The organism is Shinella yambaruensis, from assembly GCF_050859155.1.
Lineage (GTDB): Bacteria > Pseudomonadota > Alphaproteobacteria > Rhizobiales > Rhizobiaceae > Shinella > Shinella yambaruensis.
Genome location: NZ_CP150638.1, coordinates 1,225,350 through 1,239,463 on the forward strand (window position 1 = coordinate 1,225,350; position 14,114 = coordinate 1,239,463).

Sequence of the window (14,114 nt, forward strand, 5' to 3'; positions counted from 1 at the left end):
TAGTCGACTGTCGGGGTCCATGATCTTATCCGGGTTCGGTTGGCGCCATGTGACGCCGGACGGGGGCATGCGCCCAAAATGCCGTGGCGTCAAGCACATCCGGTAGAGCGCGGCGCATCGGGCTTTCATCAATCCGGCTGATCGTCCGGTCAATTAAATTCGCTTTTGTTAATGCATGGTGCGGCGTAGGGTCCGGGCCTGATTTCCGGAGACGCACCATGTCCACCCCATCCGTCGTTGCGGCACCTGCCGCCAGCCGGCCCATGCCGTGGCTCATCATTCTCGCCGGCTCGCTGATCGCGGTGCTCACCTTCGGCCCGCGCTCGGCGATGGGCTTCTTCCAGCTGCCCATGCTGCAGGATACCGGCTGGGACCGCACCACCTTCGGCCTTGCGATGGCGCTGCAGAACCTTGCCTGGGGCGTCAGTCAGCCGTTCTTCGGCGCCATCGCCGACAAGTTCGGCACCTGGCGCGTGCTGCTCGTCTCCGGCCTCGTCTATGCGCTCGGCCTGTTCCTGATGTCGCTCGGCACCTCGCCGCTCTGGCTGCATGTCGGCGGCGGCGTGCTGGTCGGCCTCGGCGTCGGGGCCGGCTCCTTCGGCATCCTGCTCTCGGCCTTCGCGCGCAACGTGACGCCGGACCAGCGCTCCATGGCCTTCGGCATCTGCACGGCCGCGGGCTCGGCGGGCATGTTCCTCTTCGCGCCGCTGTCGCAGGGCCTCATCAGCGCCTATGGCTGGTCGGACAGCCTCGTCTATCTCGGCATCCTGATGCTCGCCGTCCCGCTCATCGCCATTCCGCTGCGCGGCAACTCCTCTTCCGGCATCACCGCGGCGAGCGAATACAAGCAGACCATCGGCGAGGCGCTGCGCGAGGCGCTCGGCCATCGCAGCTACCTGCTGCTGGTCGCCGGCTTCTTCGTCTGCGGCTACCAGGTCGCCTTCATCACCGCGCATTTCCCGGCCTATCTCGGCGATATCGGCATCGATGCGCGTTATGCCGTCATCGCGCTGGCGCTGATCGGCTTCTTCAACATCATCGGCTCGCTCGCCGCCGGCTTCATCGGCCAGCGCTATTCGAAGCCCTATTTCCTCGCCTATATCTACCTTGCCCGCTCGGTCGCGGTGGCGGCCTTCATCCTCCTGCCGAAGTCGCCGGCCTCGGTCATCGTCTTCGCCATCGTCATGGGCCTGCTCTGGCTCTCCACCGTGCCGCCGACCAACGGCCTCGTCGCCATCATGTTCGGCACGAAGCATCTCGGCCTGCTCGGCGGCATCGTCTTCTTCTCGCACCAGGTCGGCTCGTTCCTCGGCGTGTGGATGGGCGGCTATCTCTACGACCATTTCGGCACCTACGATCCGGTCTGGTGGCTCGGCGCGGCGCTCGGCATCTTCGCGGCGATCGTGCACTGGCCGATCGAGGAGAGGGGCGTCGTGCGCCCGGCCGCCGCCTGATCCGGAATCCCGCCCGAAGGAATTCGGACGGGGCTTCTTGCAAACCGTCACAAAAGTTTCTAAATCTGAACCACCGGCAATGCCGGTTTTGTTTTGAAGCTATTATGCTCAAATTGAGCAAAATAGCCTTTCCGCCGGAGGGCGGCGGAAGAAAGGGAGGGTTCCATGACCGTTCTGGCCCAGCATGCGGGGATGGCCGAAGCCGCTCGTCCGCTCACTGCCGCGGAGCGCTTCGGCGTCGCCGAGAAACCGGACCTCACCTTCACGCCCGAGATCGCCCGCGAGACGGAACACCTTTACGAGAAGGTGAAGCAGTTCATCCCCGCCTTCGAATGGCCGGTCTATGCGCCCTATGTCGCCGCTATCAACCGGCTGAAGAAGGAGCGCGGCGCGGTCATCCTCGCGCACAATTACCAGACGCCGGAGATCTTCCACTGCGTCGCCGACATCGTCGGCGATTCGCTGCAGCTCGCGCGCGACGCCACCAAGGTGGATGCCGAGATCATCATCCAGTGCGGCGTGCACTTCATGGCCGAGACCTCCAAGCTGCTGAACCCGGAAAAGACGGTGCTCATCCCCGACGCCAGGGCCGGCTGCTCGCTGTCGGATTCGATCACCGGCGAGGACGTGCGCCTGCTCAAGCAGCGTTATCCCGGCGTGCCGGTCGTCACCTACGTCAACACCTCGGCCGACGTGAAGGCGGAGACGGACATCTGCTGCACCTCCTCCAACGTGCTCGCCGTCGTCGAGAGCCTGGAGAGCGATACGGTGCTCTGCATCCCGGATGAGTACCTGGCGATGAATGTCGCCAAGCAGACGAACAAGAAGATCCTTACCTGGAAGGGCCACTGCGAGGTGCACGAGCGCTTCACCGCGGCCGAGCTGCTCTCCTACAAGGAGGCCCATCCCGGCATCGAGATCATCGGCCACCCCGAATGCCATCCCGACGTCATCGCCGTCTGCGATTTCGCCGGCTCCACCTCGGGCATGATCAACTATGTGAAGGACCACCGTCCCTCGCGCGTGCTGCTCGTCACCGAATGCTCCATGGCCTCCAACATCCAGGCCGAGCTGCCGGGCGTCGATTTCGTCAAGCCGTGCAATCTCTGTCCGCACATGAAGCGCATCACGCTGCCGAAGATCCTCGACAGCCTGGTGCACATGACGGAAGAGGTCGTGGTCGACCCGGCGATCGCCGATCGCGCCCGCCTTGCCGTCGAGCGGATGGTGAACCTGAAGCAGTAGAGTAGCGCGTCAGCGCGAAATTTCGAGAAAGGCAGCGCCGAAGAGCCATTACGCCGATCCGTTGCCGCTGCCCCTCATCCTCCTGCCGGGACCTTCTCCCTGCAAGCGGGGAGAAGGCGGAAAGCGGCGAGCCCAGCGCTCCTCGCCCCGCTTGCGGGGAGAGGATGCCGGCAGGCAGGAGAGGGGCATACTGGCGGACCGAAGCGTCGGAGGAAAGAACATGCCCATTGATAGTTTCCGCCCGCAATCCTGGAACGGCATCGACGATATCGTCATCGTCGGCGGCGGCCTGGCTGGCCTCTTCTGCGCGCTGAAACTCGCGCCGCGTCCCGTCACCATCCTCGCCGCCGCGCCGATCGGCCAGGGGGCGTCCTCCGCCTGGGCGCAGGGCGGCATCGCGGCGGCGATGAGCCCCGGCGACACGTTCGAAAAGCACGTTGCCGACACGCTCGAGGCCGGTGCCGGCATCGTCGACGAGAAGATGGCGCGCTTCATGGTCTCCGAAGGCCCGGCGCGCATCCACGACCTTCTCGAATATGGCGTGCCCTTCGACCGCGACCTCGAAGGCAAGCTGCTGCTCTCCCGCGAGGCCGCCCATTCGGAGCGCCGCATCGTGCGCGTCAAGGGCGATATGGCCGGCAAGGCCATCATGGAGGCGCTGATATCCGCCGTGCGGAAGACGCCGTCGATCCGGGTTCTCGAAGGTTATGTCGTCGAGGAGCTGGTGCGCGAGGGCCGCTTCATCTCCGGCGTCGTCGCACGGCCGGATGCCGGCCAGTCGAAGAACCGCGTGCATTTCCCGGCCCGCGCCGTGGTGCTCTGCTCGGGCGGCGTCGGCCATCTCTATGCCGTCACCACCAATCCGTGGGAGGCCTGCGGCCAGGGCGTCGGCATGGCCGCGCGCGCAGGCGCCATCATCGCCGATCCGGAATTCGTGCAGTTCCACCCGACGGCCATCAATATCGGCCGCGACCCGGCGCCGCTCGCCACCGAGGCGCTGCGCGGCGACGGCGCGCACCTCGTCAACGCCGACGGCCGCCGCTTCATGCTGGATATCCACGAGGACGGCGAGCTCGCCCCGCGCGACATCGTCTCCCGCGGTGTCTTTGCGGAAGTGCAGGCCGGGCGCGGCGCCTTCCTCGATTGCACCAAGGCGGTCGGCGCCCATTTCCCCGACATGTTCCCGACGGTCTACGCCTCCTGCATCGCCGCCGGCATCGATCCCATAACCCAGCCGATCCCCGTCGTGCCCGCCGTGCACTACCACATGGGCGGCGTGCTGACGGATGCGGAGGGGCGCACCTCGATCGACGGCCTGTGGGCTGCCGGCGAGGTCACTTCCACCGGCGTGCACGGCGCGAACCGCCTTGCCTCGAACTCGCTGCTCGAAGCCGTGGTCTTCGCCGCGCGCATCGCGGAAAACATCAAGGGCATGCTCCCGGAGCCGAAGATCAACGACTGGGGCAAGAATGCCGGCGAGAGCGACGACCTCGTCACCATCGAGGACAGCCCGGCGCTGAAGCGCCTGCGCCGCGTCATGAGCGACCATGTCGGCGTCATCCGCAGCCGCGACGGCCTTGCGACGGCGATCCGCGAGATCGCCGCGCTGGAGCGCGAAAACAGCCGCATGCGCTTCCACAACATCGTCACCACCGCAAAGCTCATCGCGACGGGCGCCTATCTGCGCGAGGAAAGCCGCGGCGGCCACTTCCGCTCCGATTTCACCGAGCAGAAGGCGGACTGGAAGCACCGCACCTTCCTCACCCTCGCCGATGCCGAGAAGGTGGCAGCGGACCTTTCGGAAACGGCGGTGGCGTGAGGTTAACCCCCCTCTGCCCTGCCGGGCATCTCCCCCTCAAGGGGGGAGATCGGGTGTGGAAAGCGTTTTGCCCCTTACAGGCGCCGCTATGTAAGTAGTGCCCGTAAGTCTTGCCGATCTCCCCCCTTGAGGGGGAGATGCCCGGCAGGGCAGAGGGGGGAGTCCCACAAGCACAGGGAGTGCAGTATGTCTCGCCACGAAGTCAAACCTGCCTTGCGAAAGAACGCCCGCACAATGCGCAAGGCTATGACAGAGGCGGAGCTGAGGTTTTGGAATGCGGTTCGTGCACATCGTTTGATGGAGCTGCACTTTCGCAGACAGATGCCAATAGCAGGTTACATCGTTGATTTCGCTTGCCCTGAGCATAAGATCATAGTCGAAATCGATGGCTCTGGACACGGAAGGACGGAAACGTTGATCGCCGATGCGCAGCGCGGTGAAAGGCTTGCGACACTGGGTTGGGCTGTTCTTCGCTTTTGGAATGATGATGTGCTGAAGGATATCGATGGCGTTTGCACTCACATTCTTCGGGTCATTGGTTTTGATGCATTAGAGGAAAAGTCTCCTCAGAAACTTAGGATAGTCCCATGACCACCCCCTATCTCCCCGTTCTCTCGCCCCTGATGGTGGAGGACCAGGTGCGCGCGGCGCTGTCGGAAGACCTCGGGCGCGCCGGCGACATCACCAGCCAGGCGACCATCGCGCCGGAACGCTCGGCGCGGGCGGAGCTGAATGCGCGCGAGGAGGGGGTTGTCGCCGGCCTCGATCTCGCCCGGGCGGCCTTCCGGCTGATGGATCCCGAAATCCGCTTCGAGGCCTTCGTGAAGGACGGCGACCGGCTTGCGCCCGGCACGGTGATCGCGCGGGTTTCCGGCCCCGCCCGCGCCGTGCTTTCGGCCGAGCGGGTGGCGCTCAATTTCCTCATGCACCTTAGCGGCGTGGCGAGCTACACGGCGCGTTTCGCCGCCGAGATCGCCCATACGCCGGCCAGGGTCTGCTGCACGCGAAAGACCATCCCGGGCCTGCGCGCGCTCGAAAAATATGCCGTGCGCATGGGCGGCGGCTCGTCGCACCGTTATGGCCTCGACGACGCGATCCTCATCAAGGACAACCACATCGCCGTCTCCGGCGGGGTTGCCGGCGCCATCCGTGCCGCCCGCGCCTTCGCCGGCCATCTCGTCAAGGTGGAGATCGAGGTGACGACGCTGGAGGAGCTGGAGGAGGCGCTGGAGGCGCAACCGGACGTCATCCTGCTCGACAATATGGGGCCGGAGCTGCTGCGCCGCGCCGTCGAGATCAATCGTGACTGCGCGGGGCTGAGCGAGGCGACCTATGCCGCCGATCCGCGCCGCGTGAAGCTGGAAGCCTCCGGCAACGTGAACATCAAGACCGTCCGCGCCATCGCCGAAACCGGCGTCGACTACATCTCGACCTCCAAGATCACCATGGCCGCGCCGACGCTCGACATCGGCCTCGACGTCGTCGTGAGCTGACCCGTCCGGAACACGCCGGCGGACGATGCGTTCCGGTTCCATGGACAATGGCAATCGGAAGGATGCATCATGTGGAAGATCGTTGCAGGCGCGGTGCTGGCCGCCCCGCTCATGAGCCTGCCCGCCGCCGCCCAGCAGGCGACGGATACGGCACGGGCGAATTTCGTCGATCGTGACGGCAAGGAGACCGGCCGCGCCCAGGTGACCGCCGGGCGCGACGGCGTGCTGTTCGAGGTGGAGGTCTCCGGCCTCGAGCCGCGCAAATGGGTGGCGCTGCATATCCACGAGAACGGAACCTGCGAACATGCGGGCGGCCACGAATCGGCTGGCGGCCATTTCAACCCGGATGAAAAGAGTCACGGCTTCGTCTCGGCGGACGGCCCTCATGCCGGCGACCTGCCGAACCAGTATGTCGCCGAGGATGGCGTGCTGCGGGCCCAGGTCTATTCGACGATGGTGCGCCTCGACGATGCCGAGCGCGGCATCCGCGGCCGTGCGCTCGTCGTGCATGCCGGCTCGGACGACTACCGCACCGATCCGGCAGGCGGCGCGGGCGACCGTCTCGCCTGCGCCGTGATCGAATAGAGCCTATTCGGCCGGGGCCGCATCCGGCTCCGGCCCGCCAAGTTTCTGCCCGAAGGCGATGCGCACGCGGCGGTTCATCTCCCGCGTCGTCCTGAACCATTGCGGCGTCGACACCCAGTAGCGCAGCGTCAGGGTGGCCGCGCTCTCCTCCAGGCTGTCGACGAAGACCTGCGGCGGCGGCACGGATTCGATCATGGGATCTTGCTTTGCGATCGACAGCAGCCGGTCGATCTCGTTGTCGATGTCGCGATCGTTCGGCACTTTCACCTGGAGATCGTGCTTGCGGGTACGTTCGCGGCTGTAATTGGTGACGGGCGTGTTCCAGAGCGTCGAATTCGGCGCCAGGCGATAGAGGCCGTCGCTCGTCTTGAGTTCGGTGGCGAAGAGCCCGACTTCGGTGATCGTGCCGGAAACGTCCTTCGTCTCGATATATTCGCCCACCCGGAAGGGGCGCAGCACCAGAAGCATGATGCCGGCGGCGATGTTCTGCAGCGTGCCCTGGAGGGCGAGGCCGATGGCGAGGCCTGCGGCACCGAGAGCGGCGATGATCGAGGCCGTCTGCACGCCGAACTGGCCGAGCACCGTCACGAAGACGAGCACGAGGACCGCATAGCGCAGGATGTTCGCGAAGAAATGCGCGAGCGTCGCATCGATGCCGCGCACATGCGAAAGCCCGGTGAGCGCCCAGCGGTGCAGGATGCGGGAGAGAAACCAGCCGAGCACGAGCAGCACGATCGCGCCGAGGATGGAGAAGGAATATTGCACGGCAAGCGCGCTCGCCTGCGCCAGCGCCGCCCGCGTCGCAACGATGATGTCGGTTGCCTGTTGTTCCATGAACCTTTCCCCGTTGATATCGAAGGGGGAATGGCAGGATGCAGGATAAGTTCCGGCTGGAATTGCTCTAGCGCATGCCGACCTTGAGCCCCGGCGCGGGACGCTCCTCGAGAATGCGGCGGCGGAAGCGGAAGAGCGCGGCGGGGCGCCCGCCGGTGGCGGCGGTGGACCCGCCCGTCGCCTCGACCAGTTCGGCGCCCTCGACCAGCCGGCGGAAGTTCTGCTTGTGCAGGTGCCGTCCGGAGATCGCCTCCACCGTCGCCTGCAGCTCCGTAAGCGTGAATTCCGGCGCCATCAGCTCGAAGATCACCGGGCGGTACTTGATCTTGCCGCGCAGCCGCGCCATCGCGGTCGCAAGGATCCGGCGGTGGTCGTGGCGCATGGCGATGCCGGGCGCGGGATGGCACGATCCGGTGCGCCCGTCCGTCACCGCCTCCTCGGCAAGGCCGGCCTCGTAGAGAAGCTCGTAGCGTTCCAGCACACGCTCCTCGTCCCAGGGGAAATCGTCGAGGCCGAAGGCGAGGCGCAGGCGCGTGCGCATCGAGGGCAGCGCGCTTGCCCGTTCCTCGCGCGTGTTGTCGGCCGCAAAGGCCTTCAGGGCGGGCAGGATGAGCTGGTCGATCAGCGCCGGCCGTCCCTGCCGCCAGTCCTCCCAGGGAAGGTAGGTGTACCAGTCGCGCCAGGCGGCGCCGGCTTCCGCCAGCCGCTCGTTCGCCTCCGCATCGGTGCGGGTAAGCGCGATATAGCCGACGGAGACCATGTGCGTGCCGGCCTCGTCCGGCAGCTTCTGGCGGCCGCGGTCGCCGAAGGTGTAGAGCTGCTCGATATAGCCGAGCTTCAGCGCCGTCTGCGCCTCGACGCTGGCGCGCAGGCTCGTCTCGAAGGTGCGGTGCTGGTGCGGGTCGAAGGGGCCGAAGGGCAGGGCGTCTCGGCCGCCCGCGCCCCCGCCGATGGCGAGGATGCAGGGGCTGCGGCCGGAAATCGCGACGACCGCCGCGTTGAGGCCGATCTCGACCGGCGGGCGGGCGCGGCTCTCCGTCATGGCTGCAGCGTCTGCGGCGCGGCGGAAAAGAAGAAGGGGCTGTCGCCGACATAGTCGGCCCCGCGGCCGATGGCCCGGACGGCGGCGACGAGCCGCCCGCCGCGCGACAGCACATGATCGCCGATCTCGACCAGCCGGGCATTCGGCGTCGCCTGCACGGAGGCGCGGCGAAGGCGCATTGCGAGGTCGTGCTCGTCCTGGTCCGGTTCCACGGCGAGCGCGGCGATCAGCGCGGCGGCGGGGGAGCGGGAAACGCCCATCATGCAATGGACGAGCAGCGGCGCCTGCCGGTCCCAGCCGCGCGCAAAGCCGATGATCGCGGCCACATGTTCCTCGCCGGGCGCGACGAGGCTGCCGGTGCCGGCAAAGGCGATGTCGTTGACGCCGACGATCAGGTGGCGATCGGCGGCGATGATGGCCGGGCGGTGAAAATTCTGCTTCGGCGCGACAAGGCTCAGCATGTCGCGGCAGCGGTGGCGCACGGCCAGCTCCGCGATCTTTCCGAGCGGCGCGACGACGATCGTACCCATCGCGTCACACCGCCGCGGCGAGCGGGCCGCGCTCCCGCTCCAGCGCTTCGAAGCGATCGGCGAAGCGCTGCTGCGCGAGGGTGGCGGGCAGCGGCGCGATCTCGATCATCTCCAGCGTGATGCCGCGCGGCGCGCCGAAGAACTTGACCGCCTCGGCATGGGAGAAGCCGGCAAGCTCCGTCGCCTCGAAGAAGGCGGCGACCTGGTCGGCCTTCTTGATCTTCGCCTTCAGGCTCGCGGGGGTGGCGGGCGGCAGGCCGAAGCGCAGGTGCACGGCCGCCTCCAGCCGCTTCTCCACCGTCTTGTAGCCGCCGCCGACCACCGCCTTGAAGGGCGAGATCATGTCGCCGATCACGTATTCCGGCGCGTCGTGCAGCAGCGCCATCAGGCAGTCGTCGGCATTGCAGCGGTTCTGCTGGCGGAAGATCGCCTCGACGACCAGCGAATGCTGCGCGACCGAAAAGGCATGGTCGCCGTTGGTCTGGCCGTTCCAGCGCGCGACGCGGGCGAGCCCGTGCGCGATGTCGGACAGCTCGACGTCGAGCGGCGAGGGATTGAGCAGGTCGAGGCGGCGGCCGGACAGCATGCGCTGCCAGGCCCGCGGCTCCGTCTTGGCGCGGGCGGCTCCGCTCATTGCGCCGGCACCTCGGCGGTTTCCTGCGGGAAGGCAAGGCCCGTCCACTGCGGCAGGGCGACGGTGACGGGCATGCCGTCTGCGGTGATCGGCGTGCCGCCATGGATGGCGTCGGCCGCGCGGTCGATGCGCACGATGGCAAGGCCGCGCGTGCCGGACACGCTGCCGAGCGTGCCGATCGGCTTGCCGCCGGCCAGAAGCTCGGTGCCCGTGGCGGGAAGGGCGGTCTCGCCGCTGACGATGACGGGGCGGCGGCGCGCTGTGCCGCGGTGCTGCATGCGGGAGACGACCTCCTGGCCGACATAGCAGCCCTGGCGGAAGGAAAGGCCGCCGGTGAGGTCGAGCAGCACGTCGTGCGGGAAGGCATCGCCGAGCGCATAGTCGCGGCCGGCTTCGACAAGCCCGGCGCCGATGCGCAGGGTTTCGTAAAGCGCCGGGTCGTCGCTGCCGCCCGCGCCTGGGCGGCGGGAGACGGCAAGGCCTGCCTTCGCGAAGCGGCCGTCCTGCGGGGCGTCCGCCTCGGCGGCGTCCCAGCTTGTCGTCACCGCGTTCCCCTCGACGGCGGCGAGATCGACCGCGGCGCGCAGCTTGTACATGGTCAGCCGCTTCAGCAGCGCATCGCGCTGCTCGTCCGCCGTCTCGACCAGGAAGGCGCCGTCGCCGTCGCGGCTTATCAGGAAGTCGAACAGGATCTTGCCCTGCGGCGTCAAAAGGGCGCCGGGACGGATCTCGCCGGCCGGGAGGTCGGGCAGGTTGGTGGTGATGAGCGATTGCAGGAAGGTTTCGGCATCGGCACCGGAAATGCGGAGGAAGGCGCGGCCGGAAAGCGTGACGGAAGGCATGATTCGATCCAGGGTTTGCGCCCGCCGGCACCATGCGGCAGCGGGCGGTGCATGATCGCACCCGTTGAAACAGAGGTAGAACGACCGGGCGCCTTTCGCAAGGTCGCGCCGTCTTGCCCTCTGCTTCCGGATGGGGGAGAAGGACGGCCACGAGAGGACAGGAGCTCCGCCATGACCGCCGCAACGACACTTCCCCACGATGCATGGGCTGCCTGGCATCCGCGGGAGCTCGCCCGCCGGCTTGCCGGCGTCGCGCGGCCCTGGTGCGTCGCGGGCGGCTGGGCGCTCGATCTCTGGCACGGGGAGGAGACGCGGCCGCACGAGGACCTCGAATTCACCATCCTGCGCGCCGACTTCATCCATTTCCGCGCGGCCTTGCCGGGCCTGCGTCTTCATGCGGCCGGCGATGGCCATGTCGAGCCGCTCGGTCCGGACGAGATGCCGCCGTCAGGCATCGCGCAGGTCTGGTGCGAGGATGTGGCGGCGGGCTGCTGGCGTGTCGACATGATGCTGGAGGACGGCACGCCGGAGACCTGGGTCTACAAGCGCGACCCGTCGATCCGCCGGCCGCGCGCCGAGGCCGTGCGCAGGACCGCCGATGGCATCGCCTATCTCGCGCCCGAGATCATCCTGCTCTTCAAGGCGAAGTACCGGCGCGGCAAGGACGAGGCGGATTTCGCAAGGGCGCTGCCGCGGCTTGACGCGGCCGAGCGGCGCTGGCTGAAGGCCGGCCTCGCGCTGGCCCATCCCGATCATGCCTGGAGCAAGGCCCTGTAAGGCTCAGTCGCCGGTGACGAAGAACTTCCACTGGCCATCCGGCGTGATGCCGACGCGGTAGAAATTGTAGCTGCCGAATTCCTTCATGTCGGCGAAATCGCCGGCGGTCACGATGCGCAGCAGATCCACCTTTTCCGGTGGCGTCAGCGTTGCGAGCGGCTTTTCGGCGAAGTAGGGCCAGACATAAAGCTCGTCCGCCGTGCCCTTGCCGACATGCACGAAGCCGGTCGCCAGCACGTCGAGCAGGATCGCCAGCACCTCGATGCCTTCGTCGTCGCCCGACTGGCCCTTGAGGGTCTCGACGGGGCCTTCGTCGGTCTCGACGATGGAGACCTGCGTTTCCGTCATGCCCTTGCCGAGCAGGGGGCGCAGGCGCTCGATATCGCCGGAGGCGGCGGCCTCCACGATGAGCTCGCGCATGCGGCGCACGGGCTCCGGCGCCTTGGCGATGTCGGAAAGGAACTCGACCGGAACCTCGGGCTCGTCGGCGGCCTTGTCGTCCGCGGCGGGCGTGCCGTCCGAGGGTTCGGTCACGGCTTCGTTGCGGCGAATCAGCGGGTCGGGCATCGGCAGTTCGAGGGGGCCGGTTTCTTCCTGCTCCTCCTCCACGGGCGGTGTCTCGCTGCCCTCGGCCGGCTTCTGCTGCACCTGGCCCTGCTCGTTCTTCAGCTCGCTGAGGGCGAAGGCGGGGCGGGCGGGCGCCACCAGCGCCGTCGTCGTGAAAAGCACCGACAATACGATGAGGCTGCTGCGAAACAGCGTTTTGCCGCCAGTCGACGTCTGCATGACCTGTCTTTCCAGCCTATTGCAGGATGCGCTCGGGGGAGAATTCTCCGGCCAGCATGCGCTCGCGCAGCGATTCGAGCATCGCCTCCGCGCCACGTTCGCCATGGATGCGGATCGTTTCGCGCATGGCAAGCGCGATCGCGGCATCGGCGATGATTTCCGGTTCGATGCCATCAGCCATGCCGTCGGCCCAAGCCTCGTTCTGGTGTTCCAGAGCGGCCTGCATCTTCTCGTGCACGATCATCTCGTCGATATCGTTGAGAGTAGGTTCCATTGATCGGTCCATGCGAGGCATTCAGTTCTTACTTGACTGTTAACGACCTTAGCAGCCTTTTCCCAAAACGGCACTGGGTCCTGTAAAAAGAGGTTAATTAACCGCTAATTTCCGAAGCGCGCGGTAATTTCTGTGGCAAGTGTTGCACCTTCGTTACGGTATCTCTCTTCTGCGACAACAGCCGAGTCGGTGCAAGCGGTATAGATGGCGGCGAAGGAACGATATCCACGGTTGAATGCCGCGGTCAGTTTTTCCTGTCTTTTCGGCTCGTTGGCAGCTTCCAGCTCGATGAGGCGCTGCATGGAGGCCCGCCAGCCGTCCTCCGGCTTGCCCATGCACAGATTGCGCAGGTAGTGCACGGCGCCGAGGATTTCCGAGAGCCGCTCCAGCCGTTCGTCATAGGGCGCCGGCTTTTCCTCGACGGCCGCTGCCGGCGGCGTTTCCTTCGCGTCGCCCTTCGCCTGCTGGGCAAAGGCGGGCGCGGCAAGCGCCAGGCCGAGGAGGAGGGCGAGCCGAATCACCGTCATGCGTTCTGCCCCGTCCGTTCCGCCTCGAGCCGCCGGATGCATTCGCGCACGCTGTCCGGCGCCGGCAGCGTCCTTATCTCCTCGGCCGTATACCAGCCGACCGCCGCCGCATCGTCCGAGGCGACGGCGATGGCCGTGGCATCCGCCTTCACCTTGAAGACCGAGAGGCGGAACGACGGGCTGCCGGGGCCGTCCTCGCGGCCGGGCAGGTCGTAGGTCGCGAAAAGCTTGGGTTTTTCGGCGCGGATGCCGGTTTCCTCGAAGAGTTCGCGCAGCGCCGTCTCGGCCGGCGTCTCGCCCTCTTCGCCGCGTCCGCCGGGAAAGGCGTACATGTCGGCCGAGGGCGGGTTGCTGCGCAGGACCAGGAGATAGCGTCCGTCGCGCTCGATGATGGCGGAGGAGGCGGGCTGGGGCGTCTTGGATATCTTCATCGCGGTCCGGTCCGGTTGCGCTCGATTGACCCCTTATAGGCAAAGTGCGATGACGATGCCATGTGTGGACGATTTGCATTGCTGGCCAAGCGGGATCTTGCGCGCGACTATTTCGACCTTGCCGAACTGGACGACCTGCCCGAGCGCTACAACATCGCCCCGACGCAGCCGATCCTGGTCATCGTCGCGGGCGAACGGCAACAGCCCGGCAGCAACCTGCCGGAGCGCAAGGCCATGCTGGTGCGTTGGGGCTTCATGCCCGGCTGGGTGAAGGACCCGCGCGACTTCCCGCTGCTCATCAATGCGCGTGCCGAGACGGCGATCGGCAAGGCCTCCTTTCGCGCCGCCATGCGCCATCGCCGCGTCCTCGTGCCGGCCTCCGGTTTCTTCGAATGGCGCCGGCCGGAGAGCAAGGGCGCCAAGGCGCAGGCCTACTGGATCCGCCCGAAGAAGGGCGAGATCCTCGCCTTTGCCGGGCTGGTGGAGACATGGTCGTCCGCCGACGGCTCGGAGGTCGATACCGGCGCGATCCTGACGACGGCGGCGAACAACGACATCGCCCGCATCCACGACCGCATGCCCGTCGTCATCCGCCGGGAGGATTTTTCGCGCTGGCTCGACTGCAAGACGCAGGAGCCGCGCGACGTGACCGACCTGATGAAGCCGATCGACGACGGCTTCTTCGAGGCGATCCCGGTGTCCGACAAGGTGGGCAAGGTCGCCAATATGGGGCCGGATATCCTGGAGCCGGTGGAAGAGCGGGCCGAAGAGGCGCCTGCGGAAAAGAAAAAGGGCGCGGACGCGCCCCCATCGTCATCCGACCAGCTTTCGCTGTTCTGAT

At 66.9% G+C, this 14,114-nt stretch carries 17 protein-coding genes and 1 pseudogene; 8 read left to right on the forward strand and 10 right to left on the reverse strand.

The genetic code is table 11. The features are described 5' to 3' along the window. The first annotated feature begins 218 nt into the window (after positions 1-218). From WMC41_RS06005 to WMC41_RS06015, 3 genes are all read left to right on the forward strand, one after another. Positions 219-1,454, forward strand: coding sequence for an MFS transporter (locus WMC41_RS06005; protein ID WP_244770091.1), 1,236 nt, complete (start codon positions 219-221; stop codon positions 1,452-1,454). Between the two features lie 165 nt (positions 1,455-1,619). Beyond that, entirely contained in the window at positions 1,620-2,699 is a 1,080-nt protein-coding gene (gene nadA / locus WMC41_RS06010; RefSeq protein ID WP_432347310.1) for a quinolinate synthase NadA, read from the forward strand. A gap of 220 nt (positions 2,700-2,919) precedes the next feature. Continuing rightward, positions 2,920-4,518 carry an L-aspartate oxidase gene (locus tag WMC41_RS06015; RefSeq protein WP_432347311.1) on the forward strand — a complete coding sequence of 533 codons (1,599 nt, stop codon included), beginning with the start codon at positions 2,920-2,922 and terminating at the stop codon, positions 4,516-4,518. A 5-nt stretch (positions 4,519-4,523) separates the two neighbouring features. Here the strand turns inward: WMC41_RS06015 and WMC41_RS06020 are convergent. Next, positions 4,524-4,678, reverse strand: a pseudogene (locus tag WMC41_RS06020) (bifunctional diaminohydroxyphosphoribosylaminopyrimidine deaminase/5-amino-6-(5-phosphoribosylamino)uracil reductase RibD); the annotation flags it as partial. A gap of 26 nt (positions 4,679-4,704) precedes the next feature. Between WMC41_RS06020 and WMC41_RS06025 the strand changes: the two are divergent. The 3 genes from WMC41_RS06025 (at position 4,705) to WMC41_RS06035 (ending at position 6,596) form a co-directional block, all read left to right on the forward strand. Beyond that, complete coding sequence (locus WMC41_RS06025; RefSeq protein ID WP_244770094.1) at positions 4,705-5,109, forward strand: endonuclease domain-containing protein; 405 nt, start codon at positions 4,705-4,707, stop codon at positions 5,107-5,109. Next, the gene (gene nadC, locus WMC41_RS06030) at positions 5,106-6,011 is read left to right on the forward strand and encodes a carboxylating nicotinate-nucleotide diphosphorylase (RefSeq protein WP_432347312.1); all 906 of its coding nucleotides are present in this window, start codon (positions 5,106-5,108) and stop codon (positions 6,009-6,011) included. The genes WMC41_RS06025 and nadC overlap by 4 nt, the downstream gene beginning before the upstream one ends. A 69-nt stretch (positions 6,012-6,080) precedes the next feature. Continuing rightward, positions 6,081-6,596 (forward strand): superoxide dismutase family protein, encoded by a 516-nt coding sequence (locus tag WMC41_RS06035; RefSeq protein ID WP_133033221.1) that lies wholly within the window; start codon positions 6,081-6,083, stop codon positions 6,594-6,596. Positions 6,597-6,599: 3 nt separating this feature from the next. Here WMC41_RS06035 and WMC41_RS06040 read toward each other — a convergent pair whose 3' ends face one another. The 5 genes from WMC41_RS06040 to WMC41_RS06060 all read right to left on the reverse strand — a co-directional run bounded on the left by WMC41_RS06040 (position 6,600) and on the right by WMC41_RS06060 (position 10,478). Next, positions 6,600-7,430, reverse strand: coding sequence for a mechanosensitive ion channel family protein (locus tag WMC41_RS06040; RefSeq protein ID WP_432347313.1), 831 nt, complete (start codon positions 7,428-7,430; stop codon positions 6,600-6,602). A 67-nt stretch (positions 7,431-7,497) separates the two neighbouring features. After that, positions 7,498-8,472, reverse strand: a complete 975-nt coding sequence (locus WMC41_RS06045; protein ID WP_432347314.1) for an NUDIX hydrolase — start codon at positions 8,470-8,472, stop codon at positions 7,498-7,500. Beyond that, a complete protein-coding gene (locus WMC41_RS06050) occupies positions 8,469-9,002 on the reverse strand; it encodes a tyrosine phosphatase family protein (protein WP_432347315.1) in 534 nt (177 codons plus the stop codon). The genes WMC41_RS06045 and WMC41_RS06050 overlap by 4 nt, the downstream gene beginning before the upstream one ends. Positions 9,003-9,006: 4 nt before the next feature. Next, positions 9,007-9,636 (reverse strand): YfbR-like 5'-deoxynucleotidase, encoded by a 630-nt coding sequence (locus tag WMC41_RS06055; RefSeq protein ID WP_133033223.1) that lies wholly within the window; start codon positions 9,634-9,636, stop codon positions 9,007-9,009. Next, positions 9,633-10,478, reverse strand: coding sequence for a YgfZ/GcvT domain-containing protein (locus tag WMC41_RS06060; RefSeq protein WP_432347316.1), 846 nt, complete (start codon positions 10,476-10,478; stop codon positions 9,633-9,635). Before WMC41_RS06060 ends, WMC41_RS06055 begins: the two co-directional genes overlap by 4 nt. Positions 10,479-10,649: 171 nt before the next feature. Here WMC41_RS06060 and WMC41_RS06065 point away from each other — a divergent pair, with 171 nt between their 5' ends. After that, a complete protein-coding gene (locus WMC41_RS06065; RefSeq protein WP_432347317.1) occupies positions 10,650-11,255 on the forward strand; it encodes a nucleotidyltransferase domain-containing protein in 606 nt (201 codons plus the stop codon). A 3-nt stretch (positions 11,256-11,258) separates the two neighbouring features. Here WMC41_RS06065 and WMC41_RS06070 read toward each other — a convergent pair whose 3' ends face one another. The 4 genes from WMC41_RS06070 to WMC41_RS06085 form a co-directional block, all read right to left on the reverse strand. Further along, positions 11,259-12,041: a hypothetical protein gene (locus WMC41_RS06070; RefSeq protein WP_245082705.1), complete on the reverse strand. Its 783-nt coding sequence runs from the start codon at positions 12,039-12,041 to the stop codon at positions 11,259-11,261. A 16-nt stretch (positions 12,042-12,057) separates the two neighbouring features. Then, positions 12,058-12,327: a hypothetical protein gene (locus WMC41_RS06075; protein WP_245082708.1), complete on the reverse strand. Its 270-nt coding sequence runs from the start codon at positions 12,325-12,327 to the stop codon at positions 12,058-12,060. A 92-nt stretch (positions 12,328-12,419) separates the two neighbouring features. Beyond that, entirely contained in the window at positions 12,420-12,842 is a 423-nt protein-coding gene (locus tag WMC41_RS06080; RefSeq protein ID WP_432348280.1) for a TIGR02301 family protein, read from the reverse strand. Continuing rightward, positions 12,839-13,273, reverse strand: a complete 435-nt coding sequence (locus WMC41_RS06085) for an NUDIX hydrolase (RefSeq protein WP_432347318.1) — start codon at positions 13,271-13,273, stop codon at positions 12,839-12,841. The genes WMC41_RS06080 and WMC41_RS06085 overlap by 4 nt, the downstream gene beginning before the upstream one ends. Positions 13,274-13,333: 60 nt before the next feature. Here WMC41_RS06085 and WMC41_RS06090 point away from each other — a divergent pair, with 60 nt between their 5' ends. Further along, positions 13,334-14,113: an SOS response-associated peptidase gene (locus tag WMC41_RS06090; RefSeq protein WP_432347319.1), complete on the forward strand. Its 780-nt coding sequence runs from the start codon at positions 13,334-13,336 to the stop codon at positions 14,111-14,113. Position 14,114: the final 1 nt, after the last annotated feature.